Below are 16,501 nucleotides of genomic sequence, written 5' to 3' on the forward strand. Positions count from 1 at the left end.
CAAAGATGAGCACAACGGTGGACCTCGACCCCGACACCCACGCCCTGCTCAGCGAGCTGGCCGGACAGGACTCTGCCGCCCAGTCCGCGACCATCCGCAGTGCCCTCACGTTCTGGCGCTTCACAAGCCACGGCGTCCACGACGTCGCGCAAGACGTCCTGCAGAGTCCGCAGCAACAGACGTACGTTGAGGCCTTGGCTGAGACCACGCGGCGGCACGGGACGCTGACGCCAGAGTCCCTCAACGGGTTGGCTGGGTTGATCGCGACCATCCAGACCGGGTCCTCCACCAGCCAGAGCGATCCCGTTCGCGACGTCTTCAATCCGCTGCTCATCTGGGCAAGCGAGGACAAACCACGCCGGGGAGTCACCATGAGCGTGACCACGGTGCAACCACGTCCTGGTGAGCCACTCATCGCGACCGCCTGGGGCACCTTGTCCAGCGACGGCCCGCAATCGCTCTATGGCACGCTCGAGCAGCGGTTCTCGGACCGCGTTACTTCGACAGGAGCGGGTTTCGACGCCTCCCGCACGGATCGACTCGGGGTAATCATCGCGATGCCACCAGCCGAGCCTGCGGCAGTTATTCTCAGCCTCGATTCTTGGGGTGGAGGGAAGCAGACCTTGAGGGATTTGCGCTCGGTTTCAAACGGCCTGATCGGCGTGGGTCCTGGCATCGGAGGGCGAAGCGAAGCAGCTGTTCACTTCATCACGCTTGGCCGGTTCGACATTCCTGGGTAACAAGCCATCCGCCTCGTGTCGGATCCGTTGCCACCACATCGACTTCTCGAACAACATCCAGCTCGCCAGCCAGCACGTCGAGACCGCCCAACTGCCGGCGGAGCGACGCAGGTCACTAACCCGCTTCGACACGGTCGTAACCTCATCTACGCAGTACGGACAACCGCCGACACACCGGGAGTTTCTGTCCGCCCAGGGCGCAACGTCGGAGGGTCAGTCGAAGGCGTAGACCACCTGGACCTCGACGGCGACGGCCTGGGTTCCTGGGGCGAGCGGGACGGCGCCCGCGGCACTGTCTTGTGCCTCGGCGGCGCCGTAGGCGTAGGGCTGGGGTGGTGCCGTCGTCGACTCGGTGATACTCACCACCGCTCCGAGGCTGCGGCCGGCGGCCCTGGCGTACTGCTCCGCCTTGGTCCTGGCGTCGGCGATCGCTCGGTCCCTGGCGTCGGCGAGGAGAGCGGTGTTGTCCTCGAGGTCCCAGGCGATGCTGTTGATGATCGTCGTGTTTCCGGTGGAGTTGGCTGCCGCGTTGATGACGGCACCGGCCCGGTCGGTGTCCCTGAGTCGGGCCGTCACCGTCTGACTGACCTGGTAGCCGGTGACTGTCGGGGAGTTGCTCCTCCAGTCGAGCTGGGGCTGGATCGAGAGCCCTGTGGAGGCCAGGTCTCGTTCGGCGACCCCGTTGTCACGCAACGTCTTGTGCAGTTTCGCGGTGGCCTCATTGGCCTTGGCGAGTGCCGTTTCCACGTCGTCCTCGACGACGTTGACGCCCATGTCCAGACGCAGCGTGTCTGGAACGCCCTCGACCTGCGCCCTGCCTGAGACGGTCACTCCCGGAATGGGCGCAGTGCTGGTGGCGGCAGCGGGAGGCGCTGCCGTCGCGGTCGCCGGGCGCGCGGCAAGGACGGCGATCGCGACGATGGCGGCGACGAAGACGAGCGCTGCAACGAGGGTGACACCAAGTAGACGAGGCGTGAGTCGGGTATCCATGCGGCTAGGACGCCGTCCCGGAGGGGTTGGTTCCTGTGCGGGTGAGACCGGGACAGGAGGCGCCGCAAGCAGACGACTGGACCCTCGCGCGACGTGAGGGCGGACAGTAACGACCACGGCCCAGGGCTCGCCGTCGCAGACAATGGCAGGCAGCCGCCGGACCCAGCCGAGATGCTTCCTCACCGACACAGAGCCAAGAAGCCGACCCTCTCGAGCGGACTGGCCCGCATGTCATGGGCGAGTCCTCCAGTCGAACCTCGAGCGACTCGGTCGATATCCGGCGATGTGAAGCACCGACGAGATTAGGGGTCGGCTGTCTCGGTCTCGCTGTGGGCGCGGGCCGCCGCTAGTCTCGCGGTGTGCCCGAGTTCACTTGGCGACCGGCTAACAACGCGACCTGCGAGGACATCGAGGCGGTGTTCGAAACAGGCGGCGCCCGCAAGTGCCGCTGCCAGGCGCTCAAGGTCCCGGGCTGGATCTGGCGCGACACGACTCAGGAGGAGCGCGATGTCGCGTTGCTCGAGCAGGCCGGCTGCGGCACGAGCGGCCCCACGTCCGGACTGGTCGGTTACGTGGACGGCAAGCCGGCCGGCTGGGTCGCGGTCGAGCCGCGAGAGAACTACCCGAGGATCTGGGCCCGTCAGAAGTCGTGGATGCGCAAAGACCCGGACGTCGAGGGGGTCTGGTCGGTCACCTGCTTCGTCGTCCGAAAGGGCTTCCGTCGACAAGGGCTGATGTACGAGCTTGCCGCCGCCACCGTCGAGTACGGCAAACAGGTCGGCGCTCGCGTCCTCGAGGGTTACCCGACCGAGCCGCCGACGGGCAAGCCTGTCATCTGGGACGAGGCCTCGGTCGGGCTGCTCCAAGTGTTCCTCGATGCCGGCTACGAGGTCGAGGCCTCGCCCACACTGCGCCGCAGGGTGGTGCGACATCAACTCGGTGCGCCGTCCTGACGACCCTCGCGATCGGAGTCCAAGCCCCACGGTTGGCTTCGGTCCTTCCAGTGGACAGGTATGAGCGCCATCACCCTGTTCACCGGACCAACATCCGGCGAAGAGACGCAGCTCGCAAGCGAACTTGCGCACGCCGGTCTTGGCGATCAGACCTCAGGCCCGCCTCGGGCGGTATCGCGTCTGCGGCGCGCGTCCGGTCCGCAATTGAGATGCACTGGAGGCACCAACGGACCTACCGCCAAGTCCACAACCATGCAACGGCAAGCGCGATCGTGAAGAGCGCAGCCCCTGTCCCGATAGCGAGACCCAGCCAGCCCACCCACATCGCCGGCACGAAGTTGACCATGGCGTTCTCGCCGGCACCCGTAGCCACCAAGAGACTGCCACCGACCAGACTGGCGAATGCCACGAGCGCGCTGACGCCAATCGACTCCTTCAGCTGGCGCCGCTGAGATCGTGGCGCATACCCGCCGCGGTTGGCCCTCTGCCTGCCCTTCGTCGTTGTCCTTGTCATCATCGAGGGCCTCCCTCTGTCCTTCTCCTCCTATCGTGCGACCGTTCGAGCGGGCGCAGCGGGACCTGTGTGCCGCGTCACGCAGCCTTGATGAAAGCCGGTGTCCGTCAGAGGCAGCAGGTTGCCCCAGGACCCGCGCTGGGACGGACTCCAGGACCGTCCGGTCGACTGCCGGCGTGTGTGCAGCAGGTCGGGTGAGTGCCTGACGAGCGTTCCCTGCGGCGGCCGAGATCGGCCGGCCTACGCCCCTCGGTGCGGCTGCTCTGGTGAGGGCGTTGCCCTACGCTGCGGTGGTGGACTCCGAGGACCTGCGCATCGCCGTGTATGACCGGTTCCGACACGGACAGCTCCCCACCGTGGCCGCCCTCACCGCCGACATGGCGGCGATGGAGGATGAGGTCCGGGCGGGCCTGCGGGAACTGTCCGGTCAACGGCACCTGGCGCTGGGCGCGGGCGGTGAGATCGTCATGGCTCACCCGTTCACGGCGGTCCCGTTGGGCTTTTCGGTGATGGGCCACGACACGTTGTGGTGGGGCGGCTGCGCGTGGGACTCGTTCGCGCTCGCGCACCTGCTGCCCGAGCAGAGCCCGGTGCTGGTGGCCACGACCTGTCCCGCCTGCCAGCGAGCCCACGCCTGGAGTGTCGACACCCGGGAGCCGCCGCCCGGGGAGCAGGTGGCGCACTTCCTGGTGCCGGCTAGTCGCATGTGGGACGACGTGGTCTACACCTGCGGCAACCAGCGCATCTACTGCTCCGAGCAGTGCGTGACCGCCTGGCTGGAGCGGACGAGCAACCGGCGCGGGTACGTGATGGACCTGCCTACGCTGTGGCGGCTGGCGTCCGGGTGGTACGCCGGACGGCTCGAACGCGGCTACGTCCGGCGTGACCCGAGCGCCGCCGCCGACTACCTGCGCAGCGTCGGACTCTCCGGACCGTTCTGGGGACTCCCAGACTGACTGACCTTGTCCGCCCTCGCTCGACCACGCCGCCCCGACCGGCCGCACCACCGACGACAACACCGAAAAGGACTCATCAAAGTCTGCGCGTCACGCCCAGCTCCCGGCGGAGTGGGACAACTCGTTCGTCTGGGGCTGCAGCGACACCGCGTGGCGGTTGGGTTGTAGACATGGTGGGCATCTCGGTCCAGGCTGGCGGGTATGGCTGCTGTGGTCGAGGTCAGCGGGCTGCGCAAGCAGTACGGCCGGACCGTGGCGGTGGCGGATGTCTCGTTCGAGGTCGAAGCCGGCGAGATCTTCGGTTTGCTGGGTCCCAACGGCTCGGGCAAGACCACAACGGTGGAGTGCCTGCAGGGGCTGCGCCGGGCCGACGCCGGCCGGCTGAGGGTGTTGAGGCTGGACCCGGCAAGCGAGGCGATGAAGCTGCGCCGGCTGGTCGGCAGTCAGCTACAGGACTCGGCCCTGCCGGACCGGCTCCGGGTTGGGGAGGCACTCGAGCTGTTTGCGACAATCAGCCCTGGCGGGCCGCCGTGGCGTCAGCTGCTCCAGGAGTGGGGACTGGCCGATCAGCGCGATACCGCGTTCGCGAACCTGTCCGGCGGGCAGCGCCAGCGGCTCTTCGTCGCCCTTGCGTTGGTATCTAACCCGCGGCTGGTGGTGCTGGACGAGATGACCACCGGCTTAGACCCCGCCGCCCGCCGGGTGGCGTGGGATCTGGTCTCGGCCGTCCGAGACCGAGGCGCCACCGTGGTCCTGGTCACCCACTTCATGGACGAGGCGCAACGGCTCTGCGACCGCCTCGCGGTGCTCTCCAGGGGCAGTGTCCTGGCCAAGGGCACCGCCGCTGAGCTCATCGCCGCCCACCAGAGCGAGACCGTCGTGCGGTTCACCGCACCACCGGACGTGGACCTGTCCTACCTGTCCGCCTTGGCCGACGTTCGCCACATCGAGCGCGACGGTGACCAGACAACCGTCCGAGGCGGCGGCCCGCTGCTGGCCAGGGTCGCGCACGCACTCGTGGAGCGTGGGATCGAACCGGCGGACCTGGCCGCGCACACCCCCACCCTTGAGGACGCCTACCTGTCCCTGACCGGCGACCCCAACCCGGACGGTACGTCGTGAGAGCGCTGCGGGCGATGACCTGGGTCGAGCTGAAACTGTTCGTCCGAGAACCCTTGACCGTCCTGTTCGTCCTGGTCTTGCCGCTGGTGATGCTCTACGTTCTCAACGGCGTCTTCGGCAGCCAGCCGGACCCGAGCGTGTGGGAAGGGCTGCCGCCGATCGACTTCTACACCTCGGCCTACGTGGCCCTGGCCGCGGCCACCGCCGGCGTCCTGGCGCTGCCGGTGCACTTGGCCGGCTACCGCGAGCAGGGAGTGCTGCGCCGCTTCCGCGCCTCGGCCGTGCGCCCCGCAACCCTGGTCGGTGCGCACATGGCCGTCACCGTGCTCATCGCGACCGTCGGCGCGGTCCTGCTTACCATCATGTCCGTGGCCGTCTACGACGCGGCGCTGCCGCAGGACTGGGGCGGCGTGATCGCGGGATTCCTGCTCACCGCCGTCGCCTTCGCCGCACTCGGCGCACTGCTCGGGTTCCTCCTTCCCACCGCCCGCGCCGCCCAAGGCCTGGGAGTGCTGCTGTTCTTCCTCTTCCTCATGCTCGGCGGCGCCGGCCCACCCACAGAGGTCCTCCCAGACGCCCTCGCACGGACCTCCGAGCTCGTGCCCGTCACCCACGCCGCAGAGCTCCTCCGCGGACCATGGACAGGAACCGGCTGGGACGAGACGGCACTGCTGTTCATCGTGACCCTCCTTGCCGTCAGCGTCGCGCTGACGGCCTGGCAGCTACGCCGTGACGGACGGACCTGACATCGACGCAAAGCGCTGAGCGACCGAACCTGCGAGTCTGGCGCATGGCTGTGACGCATGCCCGCACACGAGCGATATCCGGCGGAGGGACTCACCTTGCATTGAGGCGCCAGCAAAGTCCCATCCCGCTGCACAGCGTCCTGTTGAGCCGTGGTTCACGGGGAGGACATTCGTTGACTGGGTGGTCCATGGCACATACGGCTCAGTTGAATACGACGGCGCTTGGGCGAAGGTGGGTGACCCCTTTCGAGCCCGGTGACTGCGGGCGGGCCCTCCGAAGGGGACGGCCCGCCGCGGTTGTGGCCTGTTTCAGGGGCAGTTGGGGTTGAGGGGACCTCGGCAGGTCTGGGTCCAGTAGGGCTCGCCGTCGAAGGTGTCGACCACGACCCCGTCACGCAGGAAGGTGGCTCGCTGGTCGGCGCCCCGTTCGTCACGACGGGGGTCGCTGTGCGGGTCGCCGCCTGCGTCACCCGGCGGGAGGTTCACGCTCGGAGGGGTGTCGTTGCCGGAGTCGAAGTACACGATCGCGGAGCCGGCGTGCGGGGCGATCGAACCGTCAGCAGCGCGGTCGAACACTGACAGGCCGAAGGCGGGATCGTTCGACCAGTGGCGACCTTCGGCGAGCGAGGTCTGCAGCAGCCGCGCCCCGTACGCGCGTGCCTGCACCTCGGCGGCCACATTCGCCACCTGGTAGTCACCGAAGGCGACGTGGAGCAGGACCTCGTTCGGTGGGCTGTTGGGCAGGGGGTTGGTCGTCGTGCGCAGTGCGTAGCCGCTGCCCTCGCCGCGGTCCCACAGCATCTGCATCAGGACGTAGCCGAGCTGGCGGTCGACGACGTCGGGGTAAGAGCGGTTGTAGAGACCGCCGACGGCGGCACCTTCCCAGTCGACCGAGCGGTTGAGCAAGGTCGAGTAGTTGATGCCCGGGACGCCGAGCACGCCTCTGGTCACGTCCGGCGACAGCGCGACGACCGGGCCACCGAGGATCCCACCCTGGCTGATGCCGGTGTAGCTGAGCGTGTCGACGTCGATCAGTGGGGCCCCAGAGGCGTCCTGGAACGCCGTGTGCGAGGCGAGCCCGTCGGGGTGCGAGAGTGCTCGACCGACGAACTGGAAGTTGAGGAAGCCCTGCTGGATTCGGTCCGGCATCAGCCCGAACCGCGAGAGGTCCTGCAGGATAAGGGCGACGTTGGGCGTGTCGTACTGCGACATGCCGGCGAAGTCCACGCCGCACGGAGCGATGTTGCGTGCCCGGAGCAACTCGGTGGAGAAACCGTTGGCCTGCGTGCGGGTGCCGAGCAGGCCGTGGCCGTAGAGCATGGGGTCTGCCGGGTCGTTCGCGGTGGCCGCCGCTGGCAGGTTGCACACGTAGGGCACGCTCAGCCAGGGGGCTGTCTGGTTGCGTTGCGGCAGCGCCATCGGTTCGGGCTCGGCGATCCCGTAGTCGAACCGCGCGTTGGTGGAGAACAGCAGTGCCTCGAGCGGCACGCCGCCATCCGGGCCGGCCGATGGCAGCGCCGGGGCGTGCAGGAAGTTCGGCACCAGCACGGTCCCGCTCACACGCCGCTGCGTGGTCGCGTTCGGGGCATCCACCACCTGCCCGACCGTGAAGGTCGGTGCCGAGCCGTCCACCTGGCCGTCGGCCAGATCGGTGTCCCCGAGGGACGCGAAGGCCTGGTCGCGCAGGTGCACGGCCCGACCGGTGACGTTCTCATCGCTGGCGACCGTGAATGACCAGGCGAGGTAGAGGTCGCGCTGGCCGACGCCCGCCTTACGCAGGTCGCGGAACAGGCGGTTGAACTCGGCGGTACGTGCCGGCTCGACGCCAGCTGGGAGCCCGCCCGCACGATCACCGCGATACCAGGCAAAGACCGGCTCGGCCTGTATCGTGCGGCCGGCGGTGTCCTTCAGGTCGCGCAGCGCCACAGCGTAGCGGTGGCCCCCGTGCAGAACCTCGAGCGGACGGATCAGCAGCAGCTGCCGGCCGGCAGCGACGGCCCCCGGGTGGTGGTCGAGCTCGGCGAGGTAGGGCACCCGCGCCCCGGTGTCGAGGTCGAGCAGCACGATCGGAGCATCAGGCGCCAGGGACAGCGCTGGTCGATCGAGCACCTGAACGCCGGCCGGCAGCCCGAAGGTCGCCTGCAGGTCAAGGCCCGGGACGTCGGCGATGGCCATCGCGCCAGGGGAGAACCCGTCATTGCGGTTCCACTCGCTCGGGTTGACCGGCACGCCGCCGGCGTTGACCGGCATGCCCTCCAGGGGCAGATCCACCCGCAGGCCAGTCGGGGTGTCGGCGGGCGCCGTGAACCGGTCGTTCGGAAACGGAAGCAGGCACGCGCCGTCGTCGATCGGGTCACACGGCCCCAGATCCGCTCGCTGCCCAAGAGGTCCCTCGGGGCCGCGGCCGGGCGGTGCGACTGACGTCGGCGTCATCGCCTGAACAACGACAGGCCCTCCCGGGGCGGCACTGGCGATGGTGGACCCGATGCTGCCGGAGAGCACGAAAGCGCTACTCGTCAGCGTGGCCAGGGCGCCCATGACAAGGCGAGATGAGGAACGACGCAGAGAGTGCATAATGCCTTCCAAGGTGAGGCCGACGTCGCGCCAGCGACACGCACACCGTAGCGATTTGCACGCGTGCAGTGGGGATAAGAGCGCAAGCATCCCTGCTCGAAAACCACCGCAGATCCTGTCAGGCCAACTCTGCCCTCTTGCCGGTCCTGATGCCCCTGGCACCGACATCGTCCCTGCTGACCCGATTCCCGAATCAGCTGGCTGAGGTTTTGCGCCGCCACCAGGTGGACGAGGCCACCATCACAAAATTGCGCATCGAGACGAGCGACTACCGCGTGGCAGCGACCGCAAGCCGCAGCGTCATCGGATCAATGAACGAGTTCTCCTCCCTGGCGGACCCCCACCGGCAGGAGCAGACCGAACTGGACCTGCTGGGCCGACCCATACAACTATCCACCGCCCCATGCGGTCCGCTCTACCGAAGCCACGTGAGCCCAGACCGCGAACTCAAAGCCCTCCTCAGGACACGTACGACACCGGGCGATAGCCGGCGGTGTGACTCACCCAGGGGACGCGGTTTGCCGGGTGCGAACGGCTTGCAGGAGAAGCGCCTGATCGAGGCCTAGGGTGAGCGGGCAGGGTACGACCGCTGTGGGGCCGGTCCCTGCAGTGTTGTCGGGCACGGGTATGGCTGAATCCCTCCAGAGGCTCGAGCATGATGGAGCGGCTCTGCAGTGGCGGACGTAGGAGTTCAGAGCCGATGTGGCTGCCGGGCTCTGTCCCGACCGGCTACACGGGATACTGGATTATGGCCCTTGGTCGGGTGTTGGCGGGTGAGCCGTGCGTGTCGTTGGTGCCACTTTTCGCGGGGCTGACGCGGGAGCAGCAGGCGGAAGTGGCGACCCTCGCCCGTCCGGTCACCGTGGGGCCCGGCGAGACCTTCGTGCGCGCTGGCGCGCGGGAAGCGCCGCTGTTCGTGGTGCATGCGGGGATGGTGAAGCTCTCTCGCACGACCGCCGACGGCAAGAGCACGACCGTGCAGGTCCTCGGCCCGGGTGAGGTGGGTGGGGAGACGTGGCTCCTGACCGGTGAGCGGCCGGAGAACGACGTGGTGGCCCTGGAGGGAGCGCGGATCTGCGTCTTCGAGCCGAGCGCGCTGGACAGGATCGTGCGAGAGTTCCCGGCCGTCGGCGTGGCTCTGCTGCGGTCGCTGGCCGTGCGGCTGCACTCCGCGGAGCGGATGCTCACCGCCAGGACTCTCGCCGACGTGGGTGCGCGGCTGGCGGCCTATCTCCTGGACTGTCCGACCACGTGGGGTGTTGACCGGGCAGCGACAGCGCACCTGCCGATGGCCAAGAAGGACATTGCGACCTTCCTGGGAACCTCGCCCGAGACCGTCAGCCGGCGACTGAAGGCCTTCGAGCACGAGGGCCTGATCCAGGTGCGCGGCATGGACATCGACATTTGGGATCCAGTCGGACTCGAGCTGCGGGCTCGCGGTGCTTGACGCAGGTCAAGGCGGGCGCGGCTGGTTTGGTCCTACCTTCGAGATACCACCACACAAGGAGGAACCATGAACATCGCCAAGGTGCTCCGCTTGTTCGTGCGCACCGCGTCCGCCCACTGCGACACCGAGGACGGTCCTGCGGTCGGCGACGGCCGCCGCGCGCTGGAGAGCGGCAACGTCAACATCGCTCTGAAGTGGGTCCACCAGGACGCAGAGGAGGAGGTGCGGGAGGCGTTCACCCGCGCCGTCGCCGTACGAGATCTGTCGCCGCAGGCGCGCGACCTGGCCGACCGCTACTTCCTCGACGTCCTGATCCGGGTCCACCGCGCCGGCGAGGGAGCCGGGTTCGAAGGCATCAAACCCGCCGGTGCGCACGTGCCCCCTCAGGTCGTCGCCGCCGAAGAGGCGCTCTCGCTAGGCCGCATCGACCCGCTGCGCGGGCTCGTGGATGACGACCGGTGGGACGAGCTGGAGCGCAGGTTCGACCAGGCGGTGGCGCTGAAAGGCTTCGACGTCGACAACCTGGCTGCCGCCCGGGAGTACGTGGCGGCGTACGTCTCGTTCTTCAAGTTCGCCGAAGGCCACGACCAGGAGCACGACCACCAGCATGCCCACGTGCACTGATGTGGTGGCTCACCCGGGTGCGGTCGCACTCGATGGCACCCACCCTGACCGACGGTCAACTCGTGCTCACCAGATCGCTGCGGCCGGCTCACGCAGTCGGCCGGGGCGACCTGGTCGTCCTGGACTCCCCGGTCGAACCGAACCAACACCTCGTCAAACGGGTCGTCGGGCTACCCGGTGAGAAGGTCACCTTCGACGCGGGCCAGGTGAGCATCGACGGCCGGCCCCTGCCGGAGCCCTACGCGAGCCCCTCTGTCTTCCGTGGCGAGTACGACGTGCCGCCCGGACACTTCCTCGTCCTCGGCGACAACCGCGACCTCTCCAGCGACAGCCGCTCCTGGAGCCACCCCTACACTCCCCGAGCCGCCATACGCGGACGGCTGCTGCGGCATTGAACCCCCAAGTCCCCCCGTGGGAACCGCGACCGCAACGCCCGAACCAAGAGCCAGAATGAACCGGCAGCCGGCTATCCGGCAGGCCCAGACGCCCATCTGCGCGCCGACAGCCGGCTACTTGATGCTTGTGGGTAGGACCGGTGTCCGGCCAGACTCGGTCTAGGTGCCCGGCGGGTTGCTCTTCAGCCGGCTGCCCACCAGATGGATCGGTGTGGCTCTACTCCGGGTTGCGGCCCCGTCGGGCATCGTGGCGAAGGTGTGGCTCCAGAGGGGTCTGCCCTGCTCTAAGTAGCAATGCCCGCCTCGCCGTTCCATCGGATGCGAGACGAAGGCGGTCAGCTCATGAAGGTGTTAATCGAGGTCGATCCCCACAAGCTGTCGGCCACGATCGAGGTCGTCGACACGAACGAGACGGTGTTGGCGACCGGCCGGTTCGGCACTGACAACGCCGGGTATCGCGCGATGCGCAAGCGCGTGGCGGCCTGGCCCGAGCGGACCTGGGCGGTCGAGGGCAGCAACGGCGCCGGACGCCCGCTGGCGCAGCGGCTGCTCGCCGATGGTGAGCACGTGCTCGACGTGCCGGCGAAGCTGTCCGCACGGGCACGGTTGTTCGACACCGGCCACAACCGCAAGACCGACGCCCACGACGCGCACTCGGTCGCCGTGGTCGCCGTCCGCACGACGGGTCTTCGGGTGCTCTCCTACGACGCCGAGCTCGAGGCGCTGCGGATGCTGACCGACCGACGAGATGAGCTCTCCCGCACCCGGGTACAGACCGTCAACCGGCTGCACCGGCTGCTGGCCGAGCTGATCCCCGGGACGGCGAAGAAGGAGATCACCGCAGGTCAGGCCAAGGCCATGCTGGCCTCAGTGCGACCGCGGGACGTGGTCGGCAAGACCCGCCGCCGCCTAGCCGCGGAGTTGTTGGCCGAGCTGGTCGTGGTGGAGAAGAAGATCAAGGAGCTGAAGAAGGAGCTCAAGGCCATGGTCCTGGCCCGCGGCTCGACGTTGATGGAGCTGCCCGGGGTCGGGCCGGTCGTGGCCGCCCGGGTTCTCGCCGACGTCGGTGACGTGGCCCGCTTCGCCGACCGGAACCGGTTCGCGTCCTGGACCGGCACCGCACCGATCGAGGCCTCCTCCGGCGAGATTGTCCGGCATCGGCTCTCCCGCGCCGGGAACCGGCGAATGAACCACATGACCCACATCGCCGCGGCCACTCAGATCCGTCACAACACCGAGGGGCGGGCCTACTACCTGCGCAAGATTGCCGCCGGCAAGACCCGACGCGAGGCGATGCGCTGCCTCAAGCGCCGCATCTCCGACGCTCTCTATCGCCAGCTCGTCGCCGACGCCCGAGCCGCCGGCATTGTCAGTGCCGAGATCGGCGAGGCGGGCCCGGGAGGGCACAGCGGGGCGTCACACAAATCCAGCGCGGCCGGCTTGCACCCGCACACCGGCACTTCGGATCAGCCACTTCCCGGACCCGCGCACACGACGCTACCCCCGACCTCGCCGACCAGGAAGACCTCACCCGGCAGAACGCTCCAAACCGCCTCTTGACAACAGAGGGGTGCCGGAGTGGGCCACCTCGCTTTGCTCGCCGTTGCAGCGGACCCACTGACGAAATGGGCGCTGCTTTCTCTGGCTCCGCGCGGGAGCCTGTCCTGGATTGACGGCCACACGAGCTTGTGGTCAGGGTGGGTGCAGCACCTCTCGGATCTGGGCCGTGGTCAGGCCGGCGGCCTGACCACGGCGGATGAAGTTCAGTCGCTGGAGGGTCGCGGGGTCGTAGTCGCGGTAGCCGGTGGTGGTGCGCTCGGGCGCCGGGAGGAGCCCTGCCTGTTCGTAGTAGCGCAGCGTCTTGGTCGTGGTGCCGCTCGCCTGGGCCAGCTCTCCGATGCGCACGTCTTATCCTCCCGCCACCCTGCCGGTCTTGACCTTCCAGTGCGCTAGAAGATCCAGGCTGGCACCTGGACCGGGACCGACGACGAAGGATGTGGCATGAGCGCGGGCTATGACGTGGACCTGGCGGTGGTCGGCTCCGGTGGTGCGGCGATGGCGGCTGCGATCACCGCTCGGCAGGCTGGGCACACCGTGGTCCTGATCGAGCGCGGCGTTCTCGGTGGGACCTGCGTGAACATCGGCTGCGTGCCGTCCAAGACGCTCCTGGCGGCCGCCGGCGCCCGACACTCCGCCCTGACCAATCCCTTCGACGGCGCTCCCACGTCCGCAGGTGGCGTGGACCTACGAGCGCTGGTTCACCAGAAGGACGAGCTGGTCGAGCGCATGCGCAGTGCGAAGTACGCCGACGTCGCCGCCGCCCATGGGTTCGAGGTCGTGCCTGGGCACGCCAGGTTCCTCGATCGCGACACGCTCGCGGTCGACGGCAAGCCGCTGCGCGCCCAGGCGTACGTGGTGCCACCGGGGCCGCGCCGGCGGTGCCCGAGCTGGCGGGTCTGGACAGCGTGGACTGGTTGACGTCGACGACGGCCATGGAACTCGAGCAGGTGCCGAGGTCCCTGGTGGTGATCGGTGGCGGCTACGTCGGGCTCGAGCAGGCACAGCTCTTGGCCCGTCTCGGTGCGAGGGTGTCCCTGGTCGGGCGCGTGGCCCGCCGGGCCGAGCCGGAGCTGGCCGAACCCCTGCGTGCGGTCTTTGCCGAGGACGGCATCGGTGTCCTCGAGGAGCACGTCGTCGCCGTCTCGGTCGACGGAGGCGAGGTCGTCGTACGGGCCGCCTCGGGTGCTGCGGTCCGCGCAGAACGGCTGCACCCGGTCAGTAATGCGGCATGTGCCCGGGAGTTCGTCAATGACGATGCGTTCGTGCTCCCAGGTTGAGGCGCTCATCATCTGGGACCGCTCCAGGAACCGGTAGCCGGGGCCGATCTCGACGATGCAGATGTCGTCGTAGTCAACTGGGATCACACCGAACAACAGAAGCCATGATCTGAAGAGCCGCCGTCCGGGCTGGACGTGGTCGGGGGTGCGCCCGCGCCACCTGCGGGGTGAGGTCATCCTCAGAAGGGGCATCAACTCCCCGTTGATCCCAGTGAAGTCAAGCGCGTCCCCCCAGACGCGACCAGCGTCAGCGTCCACGACGGAGCTGATCTCGACCTCGCCGGTCTTCCCCGACGTGTCACGCAGCAGTGGACTCACCTCGCTCGAGTGGGGAAGTCGGCGCAGCCCCGCCCCGGGGGCGTCCGCCAACAGATCAGACGCTACTGCTCGAACGGGGACCGGGCGGTCGGGAATGTGGGCACCCTTCGCTGGGCTGCGACGTCCTCGCCCGTCGGCGGATGGTCAGCCGGCTTCATCTCGCTGTCTGAGGGCTTCGCGACGGTCCCGTTGAGCGGGCAGGTTCCTCGGGCCATCGGGCGTCACGTACATCCGGCACGCCATTGAGCCGTGGTCATCACCTGTGTCGAACGCTTCGGTGCCGTCGAGGACGGGAGTGCCGCGAACCGGTGTGCTCGCGCCGCCTCATCGGTGTCGATGAGCCTGACCGCGAAGGTCGCCCTGGGCAGTCCGATGTCGTCCAGCGCGGCTTGGACCAATGCCGTCGCTGCTTCGGCGCCAGGACATTCTGGGATTACGAGCACCCTCGACTTCCCTTCGCCCATCATGGCCCAACGCCAAGATCCATTTGGCGATGTCCAGCCACGACGGGCATAAGGTGGCCGGTCGACTGCCGAAGATGTGTCGCCGGTCGGACAAGTTCAGTTGGGTTCCGTGGCCGTGATCAACTCGGAGTCGGTCATCGATCTGGACTTCAGGATCTCCGTGTAGAGCACCTTCGGGTTTCCGGTCGCCTGCTGACGGGCTGGCGGTGACATGGTCGATGGCAGTGGCACGGCCATGGCCCGGTCCGCAACGGCTGACCGACTTCACGTTCAAGGTCGTCCACACCCGCTCGGTGTTGTGCGGGGCAGGGCGTCATATCAGCGTGATCCAGTAGTCCCAGAACTGCACGGTGATCAGTGTTGTGACTGCGAGGAGCCAGGCGATGGTGATGGTGACCGCGTGGTCTGCTATCCACGCTGGGAGTGCACCGGTGCGGGACCAGCGGGTCAGCACGGCAACGAAGGCGGTGATGGTGACGACCCAGACGACCATGCAGTAGGGGCAGAGCGCGCCGATGCGGTACACGCTCTGCACGATGAGCCAGTGCACGAAGATCGTGCCCAGGGCCGTTGCGGCGGTCAGGGTCATCCAGTACCAGCCCGGCAGCCGCGCCCCGCTTGCGATGGTGACTCCGGCGGTGGTCAACGCGGCGAAGGCGGCGACCCCGAGGATCGGGTTGGGGAACCCGAAGATCTCAGCCTGGGGGGTGCTCATCACCGAGCCGCAGCTGAGCAGTGGGCTGATGCTGCAGCTGGGGTTGTAGGCAGGGTCGGCCACCAGGCGGATCTTCTCCACCAGGAGGGTGAACGCGGCGACCAGGCCGACCGTGCCGCATGCCGCCAGGATCCATCCAACGGCGCGGGGTGCTGGTTCGCTGGTCGGGGGGCGGGCGGTCACCGCCGGTTCGTTAGCCGTTGACGGCGGCATCGATCTGGGCCTGGAAGTCCTCGGCCGACTCCGGCTGCATCAGCTCGCCGTCCAGGAAGAAGGTGGGAGTGCCCTGCACGCCCAGGGAGATCCCGTCCTGCTGGTCCTGCTCCACCCGCGCTTGGGTGGCCGGGTCGGCCACCGCGCTGTCGTAGGCGTCCATATCCAGGCCGAGGTCCTGCGCGAACTGCCGGAACAGGGCGGCTTGGGAGTCCTGCTGCTCACCCCACTCGGCTTGGGTCTGGTACATCAGGGCGTACATATCCTCGAACCTGCCCTGCTGGGCGGCGGCCTCCACCGCGACGGCGGCGTTCATGGCGTTGGCGTGGCTGGGGATGGGGAAGTACCGCACCACGAAGGTCAGCTCCCCGGCGTGCTCCTGGCGGATCTGCTCCACCAGCGGGTACGCCGCCCGGCACGCCTCGCACTCGAAGTCCAGGAACTCCACCAGGACCGGGGCCCCCTCGCCGGCGTCGTCGAGGACGTGACTGTCGTCGCGCACCACCTGGGCGGCGGCGCCGGGGGGAGTCGGCGTTGTCGCCTCGCTCTGGTCGCCGGCGGAGGGGCGGGCCACCACGACGGCGACCACCACCGCCAGGACGAAGAGCGCGATCAGGGCTCCGGAGAGCAGGACGTTGCGGCGCAGCATGGATGTGCCTCACAAGGACTCGACTGACAAGGGGGTTCCTGGCACCGCCGAAGCGGGCATCGGTGCATGGTACGGCGATAGTCTGGGCGAACCCTGAGTGCCCGCGGCGGCCACCGAGACGGCCGGAATTTGGATAACGAAACGGTTACGCTACCGTGGAGGCAGGCCGCGTGTTGCGCGGCGCTGACGACGCCATGACGGCTGCGCCTCCTGCCGGCTGTGTGACGTCACCTACTGTCTTGTG

At 68.4% G+C, this 16,501-nt stretch carries 13 protein-coding genes and 2 pseudogenes; 10 read left to right on the plus strand and 5 right to left on the minus strand.

Annotated elements, in window-relative coordinates; translation table 11 throughout:
* The first annotated feature begins 5 nt into the window (after positions 1 to 5).
* Positions 6 to 740 (plus strand): hypothetical protein, encoded by a 735-nt coding sequence (locus GA707_RS07515; protein WP_152177831.1) that lies wholly within the window; start codon positions 6 to 8, stop codon positions 738 to 740.
* 213 nt (positions 741 to 953) lie between these two features.
* On the opposite strand, the gene GA707_RS07520 is transcribed toward GA707_RS07515, so the two are convergent.
* Positions 954 to 1,730, minus strand: coding sequence for an SIMPL domain-containing protein (locus GA707_RS07520; protein ID WP_152177832.1), 777 nt, complete (start codon positions 1,728 to 1,730; stop codon positions 954 to 956).
* A 359-nt stretch (positions 1,731 to 2,089) separates the two neighbouring features.
* Between GA707_RS07520 and GA707_RS07525 the strand changes: the two genes are divergently transcribed.
* The 4 genes from GA707_RS07525 to GA707_RS07540 all read left to right on the plus strand — a co-directional run bounded on the left by GA707_RS07525 (position 2,090) and on the right by GA707_RS07540 (position 6,021).
* Positions 2,090 to 2,683: a GNAT family N-acetyltransferase gene (locus tag GA707_RS07525; RefSeq protein WP_152177833.1), complete on the plus strand. Its 594-nt coding sequence runs from the start codon at positions 2,090 to 2,092 to the stop codon at positions 2,681 to 2,683.
* Positions 2,684 to 3,490: 807 nt separating this feature from the next.
* Positions 3,491 to 4,153 (plus strand): organomercurial lyase, encoded by a 663-nt coding sequence (gene merB / locus GA707_RS07530; RefSeq protein WP_226963611.1) that lies wholly within the window; start codon positions 3,491 to 3,493, stop codon positions 4,151 to 4,153.
* Positions 4,154 to 4,354: 201 nt separating this feature from the next.
* Positions 4,355 to 5,275 carry an ABC transporter ATP-binding protein gene (locus GA707_RS07535; protein ID WP_193315231.1) on the plus strand — a complete coding sequence of 307 codons (921 nt, stop codon included), beginning with the start codon at positions 4,355 to 4,357 and terminating at the stop codon, positions 5,273 to 5,275.
* On the plus strand, positions 5,272 to 6,021 hold the full coding sequence (locus GA707_RS07540) for an ABC transporter permease (RefSeq protein ID WP_152177835.1): 750 nt from the start codon (positions 5,272 to 5,274) through the stop codon (positions 6,019 to 6,021). The genes GA707_RS07535 and GA707_RS07540 overlap by 4 nt, the downstream gene beginning before the upstream one ends.
* 309 nt (positions 6,022 to 6,330) lie before the next feature.
* On the opposite strand, the gene GA707_RS07545 is transcribed toward GA707_RS07540, so the two are convergent.
* Positions 6,331 to 8,292: a hypothetical protein gene (locus GA707_RS07545; protein ID WP_193315232.1), complete on the minus strand. Its 1,962-nt coding sequence runs from the start codon at positions 8,290 to 8,292 to the stop codon at positions 6,331 to 6,333.
* 1,096 nt (positions 8,293 to 9,388) lie between these two features.
* On the opposite strand from GA707_RS07545, the gene GA707_RS07550 reads away from it, so the two are divergent.
* The 4 genes from GA707_RS07550 to GA707_RS07565 all read left to right on the plus strand — a co-directional run bounded on the left by GA707_RS07550 (position 9,389) and on the right by GA707_RS07565 (position 12,621).
* Positions 9,389 to 10,042 carry a Crp/Fnr family transcriptional regulator gene (locus GA707_RS07550; RefSeq protein ID WP_193315233.1) on the plus strand — a complete coding sequence of 218 codons (654 nt, stop codon included), beginning with the start codon at positions 9,389 to 9,391 and terminating at the stop codon, positions 10,040 to 10,042.
* Between the two features lie 66 nt (positions 10,043 to 10,108).
* Positions 10,109 to 10,666: a DUF6448 family protein gene (locus GA707_RS07555; RefSeq protein ID WP_152177837.1), complete on the plus strand. Its 558-nt coding sequence runs from the start codon at positions 10,109 to 10,111 to the stop codon at positions 10,664 to 10,666.
* Positions 10,666 to 11,061 carry a signal peptidase I gene (gene lepB / locus GA707_RS07560; RefSeq protein ID WP_152177838.1) on the plus strand — a complete coding sequence of 132 codons (396 nt, stop codon included), beginning with the start codon at positions 10,666 to 10,668 and terminating at the stop codon, positions 11,059 to 11,061. Before GA707_RS07555 ends, lepB begins: the two co-directional genes overlap by 1 nt.
* Before the next feature lie 342 nt (positions 11,062 to 11,403).
* Complete coding sequence (locus GA707_RS07565; RefSeq protein ID WP_193315235.1) at positions 11,404 to 12,621, plus strand: IS110 family transposase; 1,218 nt, start codon at positions 11,404 to 11,406, stop codon at positions 12,619 to 12,621.
* A 144-nt stretch (positions 12,622 to 12,765) separates the two neighbouring features.
* Here the strand turns inward: GA707_RS07565 and GA707_RS07570 are convergent.
* Positions 12,766 to 12,966 (minus strand): annotated as a pseudogene (locus GA707_RS07570) (MerR family transcriptional regulator); the annotation flags it as partial.
* 150 nt (positions 12,967 to 13,116) lie between these two features.
* On the opposite strand from GA707_RS07570, the pseudogene GA707_RS07575 reads away from it, so the two are divergent.
* Positions 13,117 to 13,898, plus strand: a pseudogene (locus GA707_RS07575) (FAD-dependent oxidoreductase).
* Positions 13,899 to 14,993: 1,095 nt separating this feature from the next.
* On the opposite strand, the gene GA707_RS07580 reads toward GA707_RS07575, so the two are convergent.
* The gene (locus GA707_RS07580; protein WP_152177841.1) at positions 14,994 to 15,608 is read right to left on the minus strand and encodes a vitamin K epoxide reductase family protein; all 615 of its coding nucleotides are present in this window, start codon (positions 15,606 to 15,608) and stop codon (positions 14,994 to 14,996) included.
* The gene (locus GA707_RS07585; protein ID WP_193315236.1) at positions 15,589 to 16,257 is read right to left on the minus strand and encodes a thioredoxin domain-containing protein; all 669 of its coding nucleotides are present in this window, start codon (positions 16,255 to 16,257) and stop codon (positions 15,589 to 15,591) included. The genes GA707_RS07580 and GA707_RS07585 overlap by 20 nt, the downstream gene beginning before the upstream one ends.
* Positions 16,258 to 16,501: the final 244 nt, after the last annotated feature.

Source organism: Nostocoides sp. F2B08 (assembly GCF_009184895.1).
Lineage (GTDB): Bacteria > Actinomycetota > Actinomycetes > Actinomycetales > Dermatophilaceae > F2B08.